This window comes from Alphaproteobacteria bacterium (assembly GCA_015231795.1).
Taxonomy (GTDB): Bacteria; Pseudomonadota; Alphaproteobacteria; order Rhodospirillales; family WMHbin7; genus WMHbin7.
The window spans coordinates 128,357-146,124 of the sequence record JADGAX010000004.1; the positions used below are offsets into that span (position 1 = coordinate 128,357).

The 17,768-nt window shown below is 61.8% G+C and carries 19 protein-coding genes; 13 read left to right on the plus strand and 6 right to left on the minus strand.

Translation table 11 applies throughout. The features are described from left to right. Window positions 1-38 precede the first annotated feature (38 nt). From rfaD to HQL44_10640, 5 genes are read left to right on the plus strand one after another with little or no spacing between them, the layout of a single operon-like run. Window positions 39-1,025: an ADP-glyceromanno-heptose 6-epimerase gene (rfaD, locus tag HQL44_10620; protein MBF0269031.1), complete on the plus strand. Its 987-nt coding sequence runs from the start codon at window positions 39-41 to the stop codon at window positions 1,023-1,025. A 12-nt stretch (window positions 1,026-1,037) separates the two neighbouring features. Next, window positions 1,038-1,853: a prolipoprotein diacylglyceryl transferase gene (locus tag HQL44_10625; GenBank protein ID MBF0269032.1), complete on the plus strand. Its 816-nt coding sequence runs from the start codon at window positions 1,038-1,040 to the stop codon at window positions 1,851-1,853. Then, complete coding sequence (locus tag HQL44_10630) at window positions 1,826-2,893, plus strand: SAM-dependent methyltransferase (GenBank protein MBF0269033.1); 1,068 nt, start codon at window positions 1,826-1,828, stop codon at window positions 2,891-2,893. The genes HQL44_10625 and HQL44_10630 overlap by 28 nt, the downstream gene beginning before the upstream one ends. Continuing rightward, window positions 2,890-3,657 carry a peptidoglycan editing factor PgeF gene (gene pgeF, locus HQL44_10635; GenBank protein MBF0269034.1) on the plus strand — a complete coding sequence of 256 codons (768 nt, stop codon included), beginning with the start codon at window positions 2,890-2,892 and terminating at the stop codon, window positions 3,655-3,657. The genes HQL44_10630 and pgeF overlap by 4 nt, the downstream gene beginning before the upstream one ends. Next, window positions 3,654-4,520: a hypothetical protein gene (locus HQL44_10640; protein ID MBF0269035.1), complete on the plus strand. Its 867-nt coding sequence runs from the start codon at window positions 3,654-3,656 to the stop codon at window positions 4,518-4,520. Before pgeF ends, HQL44_10640 begins: the two co-directional genes overlap by 4 nt. Before the next feature lie 42 nt (window positions 4,521-4,562). On the opposite strand, the gene HQL44_10645 is transcribed toward HQL44_10640, so the two are convergent. After that, a complete protein-coding gene (locus HQL44_10645; GenBank protein MBF0269036.1) occupies window positions 4,563-5,000 on the minus strand; it encodes a MarR family transcriptional regulator in 438 nt (145 codons plus the stop codon). A gap of 132 nt (window positions 5,001-5,132) precedes the next feature. On the opposite strand from HQL44_10645, the gene HQL44_10650 reads away from it, so the two are divergent. Genes HQL44_10650 through HQL44_10665 form a run of 4 tightly spaced genes read left to right on the plus strand, consistent with a single transcriptional unit; the run spans window position 5,133 to window position 9,334 of the window. After that, window positions 5,133-6,761, plus strand: coding sequence for an AMP-binding protein (locus HQL44_10650; protein MBF0269037.1), 1,629 nt, complete (start codon window positions 5,133-5,135; stop codon window positions 6,759-6,761). Between the two features lies 1 nt (window position 6,762). Continuing rightward, window positions 6,763-8,739: an FAD-dependent oxidoreductase gene (locus HQL44_10655; GenBank protein MBF0269038.1), complete on the plus strand. Its 1,977-nt coding sequence runs from the start codon at window positions 6,763-6,765 to the stop codon at window positions 8,737-8,739. Continuing rightward, window positions 8,739-9,146: a hypothetical protein gene (locus HQL44_10660; GenBank protein MBF0269039.1), complete on the plus strand. Its 408-nt coding sequence runs from the start codon at window positions 8,739-8,741 to the stop codon at window positions 9,144-9,146. Before HQL44_10655 ends, HQL44_10660 begins: the two co-directional genes overlap by 1 nt. A 17-nt stretch (window positions 9,147-9,163) precedes the next feature. Next, window positions 9,164-9,334, plus strand: coding sequence for a cysteine protease (locus tag HQL44_10665; protein ID MBF0269040.1), 171 nt, complete (start codon window positions 9,164-9,166; stop codon window positions 9,332-9,334). Window positions 9,335-9,350: 16 nt separating this feature from the next. Here the strand turns inward: HQL44_10665 and HQL44_10670 are convergent, their stop codons facing one another. Both HQL44_10670 and HQL44_10675 read right to left on the minus strand, forming a co-directional pair. Then, window positions 9,351-9,875: a hypothetical protein gene (locus HQL44_10670; GenBank protein ID MBF0269041.1), complete on the minus strand. Its 525-nt coding sequence runs from the start codon at window positions 9,873-9,875 to the stop codon at window positions 9,351-9,353. A 54-nt stretch (window positions 9,876-9,929) separates the two neighbouring features. Next, complete coding sequence (locus HQL44_10675) at window positions 9,930-12,098, minus strand: primosomal protein N' (protein ID MBF0269042.1); 2,169 nt, start codon at window positions 12,096-12,098, stop codon at window positions 9,930-9,932. 29 nt (window positions 12,099-12,127) lie between these two features. Between HQL44_10675 and HQL44_10680 the strand changes: the two genes are divergently transcribed. The 4 genes from HQL44_10680 to HQL44_10695 all read left to right on the plus strand — a co-directional run bounded on the left by HQL44_10680 (window position 12,128) and on the right by HQL44_10695 (window position 14,468). Continuing rightward, window positions 12,128-12,805, plus strand: coding sequence for a DUF484 family protein (locus HQL44_10680; GenBank protein MBF0269043.1), 678 nt, complete (start codon window positions 12,128-12,130; stop codon window positions 12,803-12,805). After that, window positions 12,802-13,740 carry a tyrosine recombinase XerC gene (locus tag HQL44_10685; GenBank protein MBF0269044.1) on the plus strand — a complete coding sequence of 313 codons (939 nt, stop codon included), beginning with the start codon at window positions 12,802-12,804 and terminating at the stop codon, window positions 13,738-13,740. Before HQL44_10680 ends, HQL44_10685 begins: the two co-directional genes overlap by 4 nt. Before the next feature lie 63 nt (window positions 13,741-13,803). Beyond that, on the plus strand, window positions 13,804-14,058 hold the full coding sequence (locus tag HQL44_10690; GenBank protein ID MBF0269045.1) for a type II toxin-antitoxin system RelE/ParE family toxin: 255 nt from the start codon (window positions 13,804-13,806) through the stop codon (window positions 14,056-14,058). After that, the gene (locus tag HQL44_10695) at window positions 14,055-14,468 is read left to right on the plus strand and encodes a helix-turn-helix transcriptional regulator (protein MBF0269046.1); all 414 of its coding nucleotides are present in this window, start codon (window positions 14,055-14,057) and stop codon (window positions 14,466-14,468) included. The genes HQL44_10690 and HQL44_10695 overlap by 4 nt, the downstream gene beginning before the upstream one ends. 48 nt (window positions 14,469-14,516) lie before the next feature. Here the strand turns inward: HQL44_10695 and tpx are convergent, their stop codons facing one another. The 3 genes from tpx to HQL44_10710 all read right to left on the minus strand — a co-directional run bounded on the left by tpx (window position 14,517) and on the right by HQL44_10710 (window position 17,759). Further along, the gene (gene tpx, locus HQL44_10700; protein MBF0269047.1) at window positions 14,517-15,014 is read right to left on the minus strand and encodes a thiol peroxidase; all 498 of its coding nucleotides are present in this window, start codon (window positions 15,012-15,014) and stop codon (window positions 14,517-14,519) included. Between the two features lie 90 nt (window positions 15,015-15,104). Continuing rightward, window positions 15,105-16,277: an MFS transporter gene (locus HQL44_10705; GenBank protein ID MBF0269048.1), complete on the minus strand. Its 1,173-nt coding sequence runs from the start codon at window positions 16,275-16,277 to the stop codon at window positions 15,105-15,107. Window positions 16,278-16,352: 75 nt separating this feature from the next. After that, window positions 16,353-17,759, minus strand: a complete 1,407-nt coding sequence (locus HQL44_10710) for a dihydrolipoyl dehydrogenase (protein ID MBF0269049.1) — start codon at window positions 17,757-17,759, stop codon at window positions 16,353-16,355. Window positions 17,760-17,768 lie beyond the last annotated feature (9 nt).

Here is a 17,768-nt window from a genome sequence, read left to right on the forward strand (position 1 = left end):
CGTATAACGTTTCTTCTGAGATTATGGGAGACGCGGCAATGTATGTGGTTACCGGGGGGGCTGGCTTCATCGGCTCGAATATCGTGGCGGCGCTCGAAGCCCGGGGCATTACCGACATCGTGGTGGTTGATCGGCTGCGCTCGAACGAGAAATGGCGCAACTTGGCCAAGCGCGAACTGGCCGACATCGTAGCGCCCGAGAATCTGTTCCAATATCTCGACGCCAACGCCGACGCCATCAAATGCATCTTCCATATGGGCGCCATTTCGGCGACCACCGAAAAAGACGCCGACCTGATCATCACCAACAATTTCCGCCTGTCCCTGGCCCTGTGGGTATGGTGCACGGCCAATCACGTCCGCTTCATCTACGCCTCGTCGGCGGCGACCTACGGCAATGGCGAAGCGGGCTTCAACGACGACAGTTCGTCGGAAGGGCTGGCCCATCTGCATCCCATGAACGCCTATGGTTGGTCGAAGCATCTGTTCGACCGGCGCGTCTCGCGCCTGATGCACAATCCCAAGGCCTGTCCGCCGCAATGGGTGGGGCTGAAATTCTTCAACGTCTATGGCCCCAACGAATATCACAAGGGCGGCCAGAAAAGCGTGGTGGCGCAGATTTTCCCGCAGGCGGATGGCGGCAACCCCGCCCATCTATTCCGTTCGCACAATCCAAAATATCCCGATGGCGGACAGTTGCGCGACTTCGTCTATATCGACGATTGCGTCGAGGTGATGATGTGGCTGCTCGACAATCCGCAAGTGTCCGGCCTGTTCAATCTGGGCACCGGACAGGCGCGCAGCTTCCTCGATCTGGCCAGCGCCGTTTACCGGGCGCTGGGCAAGGAACCCTATCTCAAATACATCGACACGCCGATGGAGATCCGCTCGAAATACCAGTATTTCACCGAGGCGCGCATGGCGCGTTTGCGGGCGGCGGGCTATGTGCGCCCCTTCACCTCGCTGGAGGACGGCGTAACCCGTTATGTGCAGAAATATCTCGCCGCCGAAGATCCCTACAAATAGCCAGGATCGGTCATGAGCCTGCTCGCCATTCCCTTTCCGGCCTTCGATCCGGTGGCCATCGCCCTCGGCCCTTTGCTGATTCGCTGGTACGCGCTGGCCTATATCCTGGGGCTGGTTTTGGGCTGGCGCTATATCCGCAGGCTGTGCGTTCATCCGCCGCATCCGATGTCTCCCGAGCAGGTCGACGATTTCCTGACCTGGGCCACCGTCGGCGTGGTTCTGGGCGGACGCTTAGGCTATGTGCTGTTCTATCAGCCGGGTCATTACCTAGCCAATCCGCTGGAAATCTTCTCGGTCTGGAAGGGCGGCATGGCCTTTCACGGCGGAGCACTCGGCGTGATCGCGGCCCTGTGGCTGTTCGCCCGCAAGCACAAGCTGTCCTTCCTGAAAATCGGCGATCTGATCTGCGCCGCCGTGCCCATCGGCCTGTTGCTGGGGCGCATCGCCAATTTCATCAATGGCGAATTATGGGGCCGCGAAGCGCCCGAAGATTTGCCCTGGGCGATGATCTTTCCCACCGGCGGCCCCGTGCCCAGACATCCCAGCCAACTGTACGAAGCGGCGCTTGAAGGCGCTGTCCTGTTCTTGATCATGGCGGTCTTGTGGCGCAATGAGCGGCTGCGCCAGAAGCCCGGTTTTCTGGCGGGCGCCTTTCTGGTCGGCTATGGCGTCACGCGCAGCATGGCCGAATTCTTCCGCCAGCCCGACTCGTTCCTGGGATTCCTGGCGGGCGGGGCCACCATGGGCCAGCTCTTGTCCGTGCCGATGATCATGGTCGGACTCGCCCTCATGGTTTTCGCATGGCGCCAAGCAGCATCAAAGGCCTGATCCGAAGCCACGGCCCCATCGACCTCGAGCGGTTCATGGCGCTGGCGGTGCAAGACTATTACGCAAGGGGCACGGCTTTCGGGCGAACGGGCGATTTCACCACCGCCCCCGAGATCAGCCAAATTTTCGGCGAATTGATCGGCGCTTGGTGTTGCCTGACCTGGGAAAGCCTGGGCCGCCCCGATCTCTTCCATCTGGTCGAGTTGGGGCCGGGGCGCGGCGCTTTGATGGCCGATTTGTTGCGCGCAGCACAAATGTTGCCCGGCTTTCAAATGGCGGCACGCCTGCATCTGGTCGAAGCCAGCCCAGCGCTGCGCGCCCAGCAGGCCAAGGCGCTGGATGGATATGCGCCGCAATGGCACGACCGCCTGGAAACCATCCCCCATGACGCGCCCATGATTCTGGTCGCCAACGAATTTCTGGATGCGCTTCCCATACGCCAGTATGTGCGCCGAAGCACGGGCTGGCATGAAAGGTTGATCGGGCTCGACGAAAGCGGACAGTTGGTCTGGCAAACCAAATCAGACCCCGACCCAGGCCTCGTACTTCCGTCACATATGGCCGAAGCGCCCGACGGCAGCATTGCCGAAATCTGCACGCAGGCCCTTTCCTTGATCAAGGAACTGTCGCATCGGCTTGGCCAACACGGCGGCGCGGCCCTGTTTTTCGACTACGGCCCCATGGAAAGCGGCTTGGGCGACAGTTTGCAGGCCGTGAAAGGCCATGCCTTCGCAGAAGTGCTGCATGATCCTGGCGGGGCCGATTTGACGGCGCATGTGGACTTCGCGGCCCTGGCCAGACAGGCTGTCGCGCAGGGCATAAAGGCCTGGGGGCCGGTGCCGCAGGGCGTTTGGCTGCAACGCATGGGCATCTTGGAAAGAACCCGCCAATTGTCGGCCCAGGCTGATGACCGGCAACGCGACTTGCTGATATCGGGAACCAGACGCTTGATCGATCCGCAAGAAATGGGCACTCTGTTCAAGGTCTTGGCCCTGACCCAGCCTGCCGTTTCCGCTCCAACGGGTTTCGAGGTGACATGATCTCCGTTTCCGCGCTGAATGATGTCTCACGCGTCCGCCACGGTTTCTTCACGCGCCAGGGCGGCATCAGCGAAGGCATCTACGAATCCCTGAACTGCGGCTATGGGTCGGGCGACGATGCCGCCAAGGTGACCGCCAACCGCAAGGCGGCGCTGGCGGTCATGGAACAGCCGCTCTCGTCATTGGTTACGGTACGCCAGGAACACACGATCAAGGCGATTGCCGTGGACGCGCCCTTTGCCGTGGACCAACGCCCGGTGGCCGACGCGCTGGTGACGGATCGTAAGAATTTGGTGCTGGGCGTGCTGACGGCAGATTGCGCCCCGGTTCTGTTCGCCGACGGCAAGGCCGGAGTGATCGGGGCAGCGCATGCGGGATGGCGCGGCGCACTGGCGGGCATTTTGGAATCCACCTTGAAGCTGATGACCGACATGGGCGCCAAGCACCAGAATATCGTGGTCGGCATCGGCCCTTCGATCACCAGACGTTCTTACGAAGTCAACCGCGACTTCCTGATCGCCTTCATGGCCGAAACCAACGAGAACGGCTATTTCTTCCAAGAATCGGTGGTCGAGGACCGCTATAAATTCGACCTGCCCGGCTATATCTCGCGCAAACTGTCGCGGCTTGGCGTTTCCACCGTCACCCATACACCCTGCGACACCTGCCTTGAAGCGGATCGTTTCTTCAGCTATCGCCGTTCGTGCCTTCTGGGTGAGGAAAATTACGGTCGCCAATTGTCGGCCATCGTTCTCGAGGAATGATTTTCCGCCTGCGCCGCTTTTTGCTTCTTCTGCTTCTCCTGCTGCTGTCAGCCTGTCCGCAATTGCCGCAGCCCTTTCAGCATGACGGGGTCAACCCGCTTTTGCGCCTGGATGGCCGCGCTGGCGTCGCGCTGATTTTGGAATCGGGCGTGTCTAGAAATTTCGCCACGGCGCTTCGCGATTCCATGAACCGCATGGACGTTCCCGTCTTTCTGGAAGGCGCTCCGCAAAGTGCGCTGGCCTTGCGGCTTCAGCTGCGCAAGGGGTCTGAGCGCACGGGCCTGACGGAACTGGAGATGTTCTGGCAGTTGCAAGATGCCGAAGGGCTGGCGATCGGCCATTACGACCAGTTGGCCAACGTCGCACTTTCCGATTGGGAGAGGGGCGCCCCGGCCCTGATGAAGCGTTTAGCCGACGAAGCCGCCCCGAAGCTGGCAGGCTTAATGCCCATCGAGGATGGCACGCGCCCCTTGGTCAACGCGCCTAGCAAGCCAGCCGACAAACAGCTTCTTGTTCTTGAATTCGTCAAGGGAGCGCCCGGCGACGGCAACGAAGCGCTGACGCGCGCCATGCGCTTGGCCATGTCGGCCAATGGCATCGGCTTGATCGAGCAGGCTGGCCCCGGGGCATTCCGTCTGCAAGGCCAGGCCAATGTCGCCAAGGCGGGCAGCAACAGCGAATCGTTGCATTTGGAATGGCGCTTGCTTGATCCTAACGGCGCCGAAATGGCCCTTCTGGAACTGGATGGCGCGGTTCCTGCGGGATTGCTGGAAAAGCCCTGGGGGCCGATGGCGGGCGAGATTGTGGCCAGCACGGCCATCGAATTGGCGGGACTGATCAAGGATGCCGGCAAAAAGCGCTGAACTCCTTTTGAAGTTCATTTGTTGCCGGAGCGAAACAGGCGGTCAATCACCCAGATTTGCGTAGATCCGGCGCATCAGGCCGTGCAGCTTGGCTATCTCGGCTGGCGAGAAACCTTCCAAAGCTGCCCGCTCGACCGCCAGCGCCTTGGGTATCAGCGCCTCGGCGATCTTTTTGCCTTTGCCGGTCAGGCGCACCAGAACCGCTCGGGAATCTTGGGGGCTTTTCTCGCGCTTGAGCAGTCCCCTTTTTTCCATGCCGCCGATCATGCGAGACAGGGTCGAAGGATCGATGCTGGTATGGCGAGCGATGTCCGACTGCATCAACTGGCCGACATGCCAGACGCAGGCCAGCACCCGCCATTGGCCCAGCGACACGTCGTAACTTGCAAGGTCCTTCTCGAAAGCGAGAACGATGCGGCCCGCCGCCCGGTTGAGCAGGTAGGGGGTAAATCGGTCGAGATCGAATTGTGCGCTGTCCAAGCCCGTCTCCGTGCATGCGATATGTGAAATATAACGACAAGCCCATTGCAAAGGCCAACGAAATTCTGGCTTGCCTTTGTTGCAAATGCAACTATCATGTCGGCAATCAATAACGAGTAGGGATGAGACGTCATGTTGGAAGGGTGCGTTCCCTGGCCCGATGACTTCGCCAAGCGCTATCGCGCCATGGGCCTTTGGCAAGACATCACCTTGTTCGAAATGATGGAGCGTTCGGCCCAGCGCTGGCCGGATCGCGTCGCCATCGTGGATGGCTTGCAGCAGATCACCTATGCCCAATTGGTCGAGCAGGCGAGGCGGCTTTCGGCGGGCTTTCACGAACTGGGATTGAAGCCCCTGGACCGCGTGGTGTTCCAGCTGTCCAACTCGGGCGCTTTCGTGATCGCGTTTCTGGCCCTGTTGCGCATCGGCGTCATTCCGGTGATGGCTCTGCCGCCGCACCGCCAAAACGAAATCCGCCATTTCTTGAAATTCTCGGGCGCCGTCGCCTATCTGATTCCCGACCGAGTGCGCAATTTCGATTACCGGACCATGGCCCGCGAGATGCAGGCCGAGAATCCGGCCCTGCGCCATGTCATCGTCAGCGGCGAGGCTGATCAAGGACAGGTGGCGCTGTCAACTTTGATGGCCAGCGCAGCCCCCCCGCCCGACTTGCGCCCCGATCCGTCCGAAGTTGCCCTGATGTTGCTGTCGGGCGGCACCACGGCTCTGCCCAAACTGATTCCGCGCACCCATAACGACTATGTGCTGAACGCGAAACTGGCGGGAAGTGCTTGCCAGTTCGACGAGACCACCGTCTTTCTGGCGGTGCTGCCGCTGGCCCACAATTATTCCCTGGCTTGCCCCGGCATTCTGGCCGCCTTCACCTATGGCGGCAAAGTGGTGATCTCGCCAGGCCACGACGCCGACGCCATTTTCAAGACCGTCGAGCAGCAGCGCATCACGGTCATTCCGGCGGCGGTGCCGCTGATCGCCTCTTGGGTCAATTCCGACATTCCCAAAAAGTATGATCTGTCATCCTTGCGCTTGGTGCAGAACGGCGGCGCTCGGCTATCCACCGAATTGCGCGTGAAATTGCGCGCCCATCTGGGATGCCTGACGCAGGAAGATTACGGCACCGCCGAAGGGCTGATCAACCTTACCCGCCACGACGACCCCGAAGAGGTGCAGCTGACCAGTTCCGGCCAGCCCATTTGCGATCAAGACGAGATCAAGGTGCTGGACGCCAACGGCAACGAAGTGCCGGACGGCGAGCCGGGCGAACTGGCGGTGCGCGGCCCCTACACCATTCGCGGCTATTACAACAACCCCACCGCCAACGCCAAGGCCTTTACCGAAGACGGCTTTTACAAAATGGGCGATGTGGTCAGGAAGCAAGGACGCGTCATCTGGGCCGAAGGGCGCAAGGGCGATTTGATCAACCGGGGCGGCGAGAAGATCAGCGTCGATGAAATCGAGAATCTGATCTTGAAACATCCGGCGGCAAACAGCGTCGCCGTGGTGGCCATGCCCGACCCCATCTATGGCGAGAAGGCTTGCGCCTTCGTGACCTTGAAGGAAGGCCAGCGGATGGATTTCAAAAATCTTTCCGATTTCCTTCTGGCCCAGGGCATCGCAAAGTTCAAACTGCCCGAGCGCCTGGAAGTGCTGGACGAATTTCCCATCAGCCCGGCAGGCAAGATTCTGCGCCGGACCCTGCGCGACATGATCGAGGCCAAGCTGGCCGATGAAAAAGGAAACTGAGATGAGCGGCAAATTCCCCGGCGAAGACAGACTGCCCACTTTGTTCCAGCCCTATCAGTGGGGTCGCTTCAAGCTGAAGAACCGCGTGAAATACGGGGCTTGCTGCGTTTCGAACTACAACGAGCGCGATGGGCGCATCACGCCCCGAGAACTGGCGCGCACCCGCGTGATCTCGAAAACCGGCTGCGGCATGATCACCAACCAGGGCGCCTATCCCGACCCCCGAGGCGAAGGCAAGGCTTATTTCCGCCAGGTCGCCATCCATGACGACAAGTTCCTGCCGCAGTTCGAGGAAATCGCCGGATTCATCCACGACGCGGGTGCTTTGGCCGTGCAGCAGATTTTGCATGCTGGGCGTTATGGCGGCATCGATCTTGGCTATTGCGTCCAGCCCTCGGTGGTGCCGCAGACCCTGCCGCACTTCCGCCCGCCGAGAGAGCTGTCCAAGGACGACATCCGCCAAACCATCAAGGAACATGCCGACGCCGCCAAGCGCGCCGTGAAGGCCGGTTTCGACGCCACCGAAATCACCAGCTTCATGGGCTATCTGCTGGCCAATTTCTGTTCGCGCTTCACCAACCAGCGTTCGGACGAATATGGCGGCAGCATCGAAAACCGCGGGCGCTTCATGCGCGAAATGATCCACGAGATCAAAAGCGCCACACCTGACAATCCGCTGATCGTGCGCTTGAACGGCACCGAACTGATGGACCGCTGGGGCGGCAACTCGATGGATGACTGTTTCGAGTTGATGCAACAGGCCGCCGATTGCGGCGTCGACATGATCAGCGTCACCGTGGGCTGGCAGGAAGCGCCTGAATCATCCATCGGGCGCGACATCCCGCCCGGCTATTGGAATCATCTGGCGGCCAGGGCCAAGAAGCTGCTGCCCAGCATGCCGATCACGTTCGGCGTGCGCTTGCCCAGTCCGGAAATGGCCAACGACTGCATCGAAAAAGGCGAGTTCGATCTGTGGGAGGTTTGCCGCCCGCTGCTTTCCGATCCCGAGATGCTGGAAAAGGTGCGAGAAGGCAGGGACGACGAGGTGCGCCGCTGTGTTGGTTCGCTCAACTGCTTGTCGCGCCTGTTCCGCGACCTGCCCTATACCTGCACCGTCAATCCGGCCCTGGGCCATGAGGTGGAACCCGAATATCACATCACCCCGGCGGCGGTGAAAAAGAAGGTGATGGTGATCGGCGCCGGACCGGCTGGCATGGAATGCGCCATTGCAGCGCGCGGACGCGGCCATGAGGTGACGGTGTTCGAGCGTTCGGATCGCATCGGCGGCGCGTTGTTGGGCTATGCCATGAACGATCTGGCGCACAAGGAAGACCTGCTCGACATCGTGCGCTATTACGAAACCATGGCCCAGAAGAAGGGGATCGAGGTCAAATTCAATACCGGCATGGACCCCAAACTGATGCGCAGCCTGTTGCATCAGTACGACGTCGCCGTGGTGGCGACCGGAGCCAGGGTGGAGACAGAACGTTATCCCGCCTGCTCGCAAGACGGCCTGATGATGGACGCCAAGGATGTGGCGATCGGCAAGGCGGTGCCCGGCAAGCGCGTCGTCATCTTGGGGGCGGGCAAGATCGGATTGACGCTGGCCGAAGCCCTGGCCACCAAGGGCCATCAGGTGACGCTGGTGGAATCCGAAAAGCGGATCGCAGGCGATGTGATGCCCAGCTTCAAATGGCGTCATTCGCAATGGATCCAGGAATTGAAAATTCCCGCGCTCACCTCGTCGAAGGTGCTGGCCATCGGTGATGGCGGCGTGAAGATCGCCAACGACAAGGGCGAGGAAACGATTGTACCCGCCGACACGGTGATCGTGGCGGGTCCTCGCAGACCCAATCAAGACCTGATCCACGAGTTGGAATGGATGATCGACGAGGTGCATGGCTGCGGCGATTCCATGGTGCCGCGCGGCCTGACCCAGGCCATCCATTACGGCTATTGGCTGGGGGTGCGCATCTGATGATGCCGTCGCCGCAAAGCTGGCAACCCGTCTTCGACCGTCACGCCAATTTGTTCGAGGCGTTGGAAGACGGGCGCTCGCTGGCTTTCTTGGACAAATCCACCTGGGACGCCGGACAGGGCGACGCCCTGGAATGCCGACTGAACGGAAATCGCATGCTGGCCCAGGCGCAAAGCTGGGCGGGAGCGGCCAACTGCCAGGCCGACATGCTGTTCGTGGGGCTTCGCGATTCGTTTGACAGACTGGATCAGGCCAAGCCCGACGAACGCTTCGGCCTTTTGAAGGACAGCATCCACGAGGGCGATGTTTTGTTCTTCGTCATGCGCACCAAATGCACGCTGATCGATGTCGGCTGGGAGGATTTCCTCGACCAGTTGGGGTTGGCCTTCATGGGGGCGTGCCGGTGAGCATTTTCCACAATCCGATGGGTGCGCCGGAACTGGCCTGCGACAATTGCGGCTGCCGCTGGTTCGACCGCATGGCCAACGCCTGCTATGAGTGCGGCCAACCTGTCACCAAGGAAATGGTGGCCGAGTTCGATCAGGCGCTGGAAGCCTTCAACCACCAGCAGGATACTAGACTGCCCGGCAAATAATGCCGGACGGGGAAAACTATGCCGCCCCTTCCTGTCCGATCATCTGCGCGCTGAACGCCGCGTTCGATCCGGACAATTCCTGCCAGCGTTCCAGGAATCCTTCCCGTTCCATCGCGACAAGATCGACGGCGAACTTGATCGGCTCGCGGTTTATCCACTGTCTTTGCGTCATCGCCGACTCATTCATGACCACCGTGCCGCCGGTGGCCTTGGCGATCATCTCGGCGCGCCTCTGCGCCAATTCCGGCCCACTGCCGTTATTGGGCAGCTTCGAGCCGATCACCCCCCCGAAAGCATTCGACATTTCGGCATATCCCTCATTGCTGAGAGTTGCCACCGTCTTGCCGTTCAACACCACCCTGGCATATTCGCCGTAGCTGGTTTTTCCGGTGGGGCGAGTGAACATCTGCTCGATTATCTTTTTCTCTTCGAGCTTGAAGGCCTTTTCCTCTTGGGGACTTAGGCGGTGTATTTTCAACTTCTCGGGATCGATCTGCTTCATCTGCCTGATGTCAATGCGCAGGGCGGCTTCAGTGACCATGGCGCGAATCCTTTCTTGGTGAACGCAAGTAGGGAAGCAATCGCCGTGCCAGGCTTAATAAAAACTGACCGGATCGATATCGACCTGAATGCGCGCCTGCTTGGGCAGGGCGACGGCGGCCAGCCAGGCCCGCAGATAGGTTTGAATTTTAACGCCATGCGCCGCCTTGACCAGCAGGCGCGCCCGATGACGTCCGCGCAGAAGGGCCAAGGGGGCTGGCGCCGGTCCCAGCACATCGACGCCCTCTTGCCTTGGCGCGCCATAAGCCAGCGCATGGGCGGCGCGCGCCGTCATCGCTGCGTCGGGACTGGAAACGATAATGCCCGCCAACCGTCCGAAGGGCGGCATGCCCGCCTTGTTGCGCGCATCCGCCTCGGCATCAAGGAAACGTTCGATATCGCCGCTGGCCAGCGCCGCCATTACCGGATGATCGGGTTGCCACGTCTGCAAGAACACGCGGCCCGGCTTTTCGGCGCGACCCGCTCGTCCCGCCACCTGCCAGAGCAGCTGAAAACTTTTCTCGCCAGCGCGCAGATCGCCGCCCTCCAGGCCCAGATCGGCATCGACCACGCCCACCAAAGTCAGTTGCGGAAAGTGATGTCCCTTGGCCACCATCTGCGTGCCGATCAGGATATCGATCTCATGGCGCTCCATGCGCCCCACCAACTCGCCGATGGCCCGTGGGCTTTCCATCAGATCGCTGGCCATCACTTCGACGCGGGCATCCGGAAATCGCGCCACGGTTTCCTCGGCCAGCCGCTCGACGCCGGGGCCAAGGGCGACCAGCGTTTCCTTTTCATGGCAGGAAGGGCAGGCGTCGGGCGGCGGCAATGTATGGCCGCAATGATGGCAGACCAGTTTGCGTTGGGAACGATGTTCGACCATCCAGGCCGTGCAGTTGGGGCATTGAAAGCGATAGCCGCAAGCCCGGCATAAGGTGAGCGGCGCATAGCCGCGCCGGTTCAGAAACAGCAGCGACTGCTCGCCCGCCCTCAAGGTTTCTTCCAAGGCCTGCGCCAAAGGTTCCGACAGCCATGAATTGCGCCTGGGCGGAAATTTGCGCAGATCGATGCGCTTGATCAGGGGCAGTTCAGCCGACCCATGCCGCTCGGCCAGATGCAGGCGCTTATAGCGGCCCTGGCGGGCGTTGGCCGCCGTCTCCAAGGAAGGCGTCGCCGAGGCCAGGATGCAGGGAAAGTCGCCCAGATGGGCGCGCACCACCGCCATGTCGCGCGCGTGATAGATGACGCCTTCTTCCTGCTTGAAGGCTTGGTCATGTTCCTCGTCCACCACGATCAGCCCCAGATCGGGATAGGGCAGAAACAAGGCCGAGCGAGCGCCCACCACCAACCTCGCCTCTCCGCTGGCCACGGCGCGCCAAGTGTCGCGCCGCCTGGCCGGGGTGATCTCGGAATGCCAGACCGCCGGAGCCACCCCGAACCGGCCTTTAAAGCGCTCCAGCCATTGCGCCGAGAGGGCGATTTCCGGCAACAGCACCAGAACCTGCAGCCCCTTTTGCAAGGCCGCAGCAATCGCCTCGAAATAAACTTCCGTCTTGCCCGATCCGGTTACGCCGTCCAGCAGCGTCACAGAAAATCCCTCGCTTTGGCGCAGATCGTCCGCCGCTATACGCTGATCGGGCGACAAGATCGCTCCGGGCAGATGCAGATCAGGCGCTTGGAACAATCTGTGCGGCGCCATCGGGGCTTCGGCCAGTGCGCCCAGGCGGATCAGATCGCGCACGGCCCCCGGCCCTACGCCGGCCCCTTTTGCGATCTCGGGGGCAGGGCGGGCCAATCCATCGGCAAGAAGCTCTTGGATGCGCTGGCGGGCTGGCGTCGGCTTGACGGTCTCGACCATATGCCAGCGATAGGCGGCCACGTTCCTTGGCGGCTCTAGCGCTTCGGGCACGCTTAGGGCCATCTTGAGCACCGCGCCCGGCGGCGACAAGGTATAGGCCGCCACCCAATCGATGAAGCGGCGCGTCACTTGCGGCATGGGGGGCAGGTCCAGCGCCGCCTCGATGGGCTTTAAGCGGCTGGACGCCACATCGCCGGGCGGGCCGTCCCAAACGATGCCGACAAGATAACGATTCCCTAACGGAACGCGCACATACTGTCCGGGCTGGGCCATCAGACCCGCTGGCGCCACATAGTCATAGGGCCCCGCCAAAGGCAGGGGCAGCAACACGGCAAGGCGGGTATCGGGCGCGGTCATCGACATAGATTAGCAGCTTTGGGAATGACGACACCATGAGTGAAAAGCCCTTCGAAATCGACGCCATTCAGGTTCTGAAATTCCTGGAGCGCAATCCCGATTTCCTGTCCCATCATCCCCAGGCGCTGGACATTCTGGCCCCGCCTGACCGCTTTGGCGAGCGGCGCGTGGTCGATATGCAGAATATGATGATGCGCCGCCTGCAAGAGCGCATGGAGCGATTAAAGGCCGATGCGGGCGAGGTGGTGGCCATCACCAGGGCCAATCTGTCCAGCCAGGCGCGCACCCATGCCGTGGTGCTGGCCCTTTTGGAAGCCCAGGATGTAAACGGCTTTCTGCGCGTCATCGCCGAAGACCTGCCGATGCTGCTGGACCTGGATGCCGCCGTGCTGGCCTTCGAGGAAGACATCTTTCCCGAATTCCATTCGCCCGTCGTCGCCAGACTGGAAACCGGCACGGTGGCCGGATTGATGCTGGGCAAGGAAGCCTTGTTGCGCGCCAGCCTGTCCATTGAAGAGGGCCTGTACGGCGCCGCCGCCCCGCTGATTCTGTCGGATGGGTTGGGCCGCCTGTCGGTCAATGGCGTGCCCGGCCTGATGTGCCTGGGGTCGCGCTATGAAGGCATGTTCGAACCCGGCCAGGGGCTTGACCTGTTCATGTTCCTGGCCCGCGCCATCGAACGCATGGCCGAACGCGTTCTCAATCACCGATGAGCAATCTCGCCTTCCAGGCGGCGCCCGACGTGGCGCAAGCGGCCCTGGATTGGCTGGGCTGGCTTAGGAATGAAAAGCGCGCTTCCAAACACACGTTGGACGCCTATGGCCGCGATCTGGCGGCCTTCCTCTCCTTCCTGACCCAGCATCTGGGCGCGCCCGCCACGCTTAGCGCCTTGCAGGGCTTGAAGCCCTTCGATCTGCGCGCCTTCCTGGCCAAGCGCCAGGCCCAGAACATCTCGCGCACCTCGCTGGCTCGTGAATTGTCGGCCCTGCGCGGTTTCTTTCGCCATCTGGACAGCAATGGCTTGGTGCATAATCCGGCCATCGCCGCCATCCGCTCGCCCAAACTGCCCCGCAGCGTGCCCAAGGCCTTGAACCAGGACGACGCGCTGGCGGCACTTGACGCCACCAACGACCTCGACCAGCCCGCCTGGATGAAGGCCCGCGATCAGGCCCTGTTCGCGCTGCTGTACGGGGCCGGGCTGCGCTTGGCCGAGGCGCTGTCCTTAAAGCGGGGCGATCTTCCCCTAGGCGACGCCATGGCCATCACCGGCAAGGGCGACAAGACCCGCATCGTGCCCATCTTGCCCTTGGTGGCCGAAGCGGTGGCGAATTACGCGGCGCAATGTCCCTATCAGGGCGATGGCGAGGCGCTTTTGTTCGTGGGGGCCAGGGGTGGACCCTTGAATCCCGGCGTCGTGCAGCGCCAGATGCGCCGCGTGAGAACCCTGCTGGGCTTGCCCGACAGTGCGACCCCGCACGCGCTGCGCCACAGTTTCGCCACCCATCTGCTGGGGTCCGGCGGCGATCTGCGCACCATCCAGGAATTGCTGGGCCATGCCTCGCTCTCGACCACCCAGCGCTATACGGCGGTGGACGAGGCATCTCTCATGCGCACCTACAACGCCGCCCATCCCAGGGCGAAGGGGTAAGTTCATTCGCTATCAGCGAATTTCCCTCTTGACGCGATATTCGCTATTAGCGAAGATGGAGGTATGAAGCTCATTCTGGTCCCCGCAGCGATCAAAGTGCTTTCGAGACTTCCCGCCAGGGACACGCGGGCATTGATGGAAAAAATGAAGGCGGTAGCGCAGAACCCGAAGGGGGATTATCCCTGGGCCTTGCGTTTGACCAACCATCCGGGCTTTCGCATTCGACACGGCGACTGGCGCGCCATCTATCGTCTGGACTTTGAAACAGGCGAAATGATTGTGGACAGAATTGCCAAGCGAGAAGAGGTGTACCGATGAACGTGATCCGCCCATTGGCTGAAACCAAAGACACCGTAACGCTGACCCGAGCCGACTACGAGGGTTTGCTGGAAGCGCTGGAGGATGCGGAAGACATTGCGACGCTGAAAGCAGCCGAAGCCGAGGAAGCGCGAGTTGGCAAGGAAGCCTACCGCGCTGAGGCGGTTCCCGGCGAGTTGGTCATGCGCCTGATCGAGGGCGAGCATCCGGTGCGCGTCTGGCGCGAACATCGCGGCCTGACCGCCAAGGCGTTGGCGGAAAAGGCTGGCGTCAGCGCCGCCTATCTTTCAGAAATCGAGTCCGGCAAAAAGCCCGGCAGCCTGGACGCCATGGCCAAAATCGCTCGCGCTCTGGGCGTGCAGGTGGACGATCTGGTGGTGTGGGAAAGGGTAGACGACAAACAGCAATAAGCCCCCGGTTTCCCGGGGGCTTGTCTGCTCGTACGACCCAAGGAAAAGTTACTTGGCGGCGGCGACGGCGGCGTCGTAATCGGGTTCCTGCGCGATTTCGGGAACCAGTTGCGAATAGGTCACCTTGCCGCCCTTGATCACCACCACCGCGCGGGCCAGCAGGCCAGCCAGCGGGCCATCGACGATCTTCACGCCGTAGCGGGTTCCGAAATCCTTGTCGCGCATGTCGGAAACCGACATCACCCGGTCAAGGCCTTCGGCGCCGCAAAAGCGCTTGAGGGCGAAGGGCAGATCGGCCGAGGCGCACAGCACGACGGCGCTGCCCAGCTTACTGATTTCGGCGTTGAAGCGGCGCACCGAGGCGGCGCAAACCGGCGTATCGACGCTGGGGAAGATGTTCAGAACCACCGTCTTGTCGGCCAGATCCTTCAGGCTGACATCGCCAAGATCGGTATTGACCAGCTTGAAGTCGGGAGCGGAAGCGCCATTGGCGGGAAGCTGGCCGTTGGTGTTGATGGGATTGCCTTTGAGGGTAATCGAAGCCATGGATCAAATCTCTCCAGTTGAAAGGGCATAAACACCCACAAAGAGTGGGGAGCTAGGCCGGAAAGTTCAAGCCGTGACATAGGTGAATTTTTAGCGTAGCGCCGGTTTGGCCAGCAGGGCCAGGGCCAAGGCTCCGGGAATGGCGGCCAAGCCCAGAACGGCGAAGCCCAGTCCGTACCCCAAGGACGAGGCTCCGCCGCCCAGATCGATGGCCATGCCCATGGCGACGGGGGCCGCGAAGGCGCAGCCGAACCCCACCACGGAATGCAAGGCCATGGTGGCTCCGCGACGCCCCTGTTCGGCCGCCTGAATGGCGCCCGCCGTCAAGGCCGCCGAATCGCCCAGGATCAGAATGCCATGCAGCAGACACAGGCTTGCCACCCAGACATACGGGCCTTCAGCCGCGAATCCGATGCCCACGGCCAGCGCCCCGCTGGCCAGAAGCGCCGCCAGCACGGATTTGCGCCGCCCGAACTTCATGGCCAACTCGCCGCCGATAATGCTGGAGGCCATGCCCGACAACGACACCAGACTGGCCATGGCAGCCGGACCGGGTGCCCCCAAATCGTCGCTTGATGATTGCGCCGCCGCGTAAGTCAGAAAGGCCACCATCCAGCCGCGCTGTCCGAACAATTCCCAGCAATGAGCGCCGTAAGCCAGGATATAGCCCATCGCTTCTTTGTTGCGCAGCACGGGGCGGAAATCCAAAAGATGCCCGGGTTGCGGCGGGGGCGGCACGCGCCTCGCAAGAAAGACGAAGGCCAGCAGAAGGGCCGAGGCGGCACCCGTGGAAGATAGCAAAAATGCCGCCTGCCATCCCAGATGCTGGGCCGACCAACCCGAAACGGCGTAACCCAAAGCCGAACCCAGGCCGAAACTGGCGGTGTAAAAGGCGCTGACCCGGGCCGATTTGGAACCTTCATAGCGATCAAGAAGCGCCTTCAGGCCTGGCATATAGACGGCAGCCAACCCAACGCCTGCCAGCCCCTGAAAGATAAGGGCGGTCCAAAAACCGTCCGCCAACAAGGCGAAGGCCAGATTGGACAGCAGCAAGATGAAAGCGCCCAGCAGGAAGATGCGCTTGGCGTCGACGCGGTCGGCCAGGGCGGACAGCCAAGCCACGGCCAGCGTGTAGCCCGCGAAATAGATGCCGTTGATCCAGCCCGCCTGCGCGTTGGAAAGCCCCCACTGCGCCTGCAGCAGCGGCAGCAAGGACGGAAAGGCGAAGACACCCATCACCGCCCCCACCAGGGACAGGCACATGATGGCGACGAGCGGAACAGGCTTCATAGGTTCAAAGCCCTCAGCGGTCAGCTTTCACGGCAGAAAGCTGATTGCTCAGATATGGATGGCCCGGCCATCGGCGGCCAGCGCCGCTTCCTTCAAGGCTTCGCCCAAAGCCGGATGGGCATGGCAGGTGCGGGCGATGTCTTCCGAGGACGCCCCGAATTCCATAGCCAGCACGGCTTCGGCGATCAGGTCGCCCGCATGGGGGCCGATGATGTGAACGCCCAGCACGCGATCGGTTCTGGCGTCGGCCAGCAGTTTGACGAACCCCTCGCTCTCGCCCATGGCGCGCGCTCGGCCATTGGCGGTGAAGGGGAACTTGCCGGTCTTGTAGGCAACCCCTGCCGCCTTCAATTCCTCTTCGTTGCGGCCCACCGAGGCGATTTCCGGCCAAGTATAGACCACGCTGGGAATGGCGTCGTAATTGACATGCCCGGCCTTGCCCGCCAACAGCTCGGCCACGGCCATGCCCTCGTCCTCGGCCTTGTGGGCCAGCATGGCGCCGCCGATCACGTCGCCGATGGCGTAAATGCCCGGCACATTGGTTTGGAAATGCCGATCAACCTTCACGAAACCCTTGGGCGTGAGTTCGACGCCCGCCTGATCCAGCCCCAAGGCATCGACATAGGGTTTGCGGCCCACGGCCACCAGCACGCATTCGGCTACGATGTCTTCGGGCGAACCGCCAGCGGCGGCCTCGGTGGACAAAGTCACGCCGGATTTGCCGGTCTTGGCGGCGACCACCTTGCGCGACAATTTGAAAGTCACGCCCTGCTTGGCCAGGATGCGCTGCGCATGCTTGGCCACTTCGCCGTCAAACGGCGGCAAAATCCGGTCGAGATATTCGATCACGGTGACGTCGGCGCCCAAGCGGCGCCAAACCGATCCCAATTCCAGCCCGATCACGCCAGCCCCGATCACCGCCATCGATTTGGGCACCTTGGGCAGCGCCAGCGCGCCGGTGGATGAAACGATCTTTTTCTCGTCGATCTCGATGCCGGGCAGACGCATCACGTCCGAACCGGTGGCGATCAGAATATTCTTGGCCGCCAGTTTCTCGGCGCCGCCCGCGTTCAACGAGACGTCAACCTGCCCCGGAGCGATGACCCGCCCCGAACCGACGAAATAGGCCACCTTGTTTTTCTTGAACAGAAACTCGATGCCCTTGGTGTTGTCGGCCACCACCTTGTCCTTGTGGGCCATCATGGCGGGAAGGTCGAGTTCGATGCCGCCCAGCTTCACGCCATGACGGGCAAAGTCATGTCCCGCCGCCTCGAAATGGTGCGACGAGGTCAGCAAGGCCTTGGAAGGGATGCAGCCCACATTCAGGCATGTCCCTCCCAAGGTTCCCCGCTTCTCAACGCAAGCCGCCTTCAGACCCAATTGGGCGGCGCGGATGGCGGCCACATAACCGCCAGGCCCACCGCCGATGACAACCAGATCGAATTCTTGGCTCACGAATAGTCC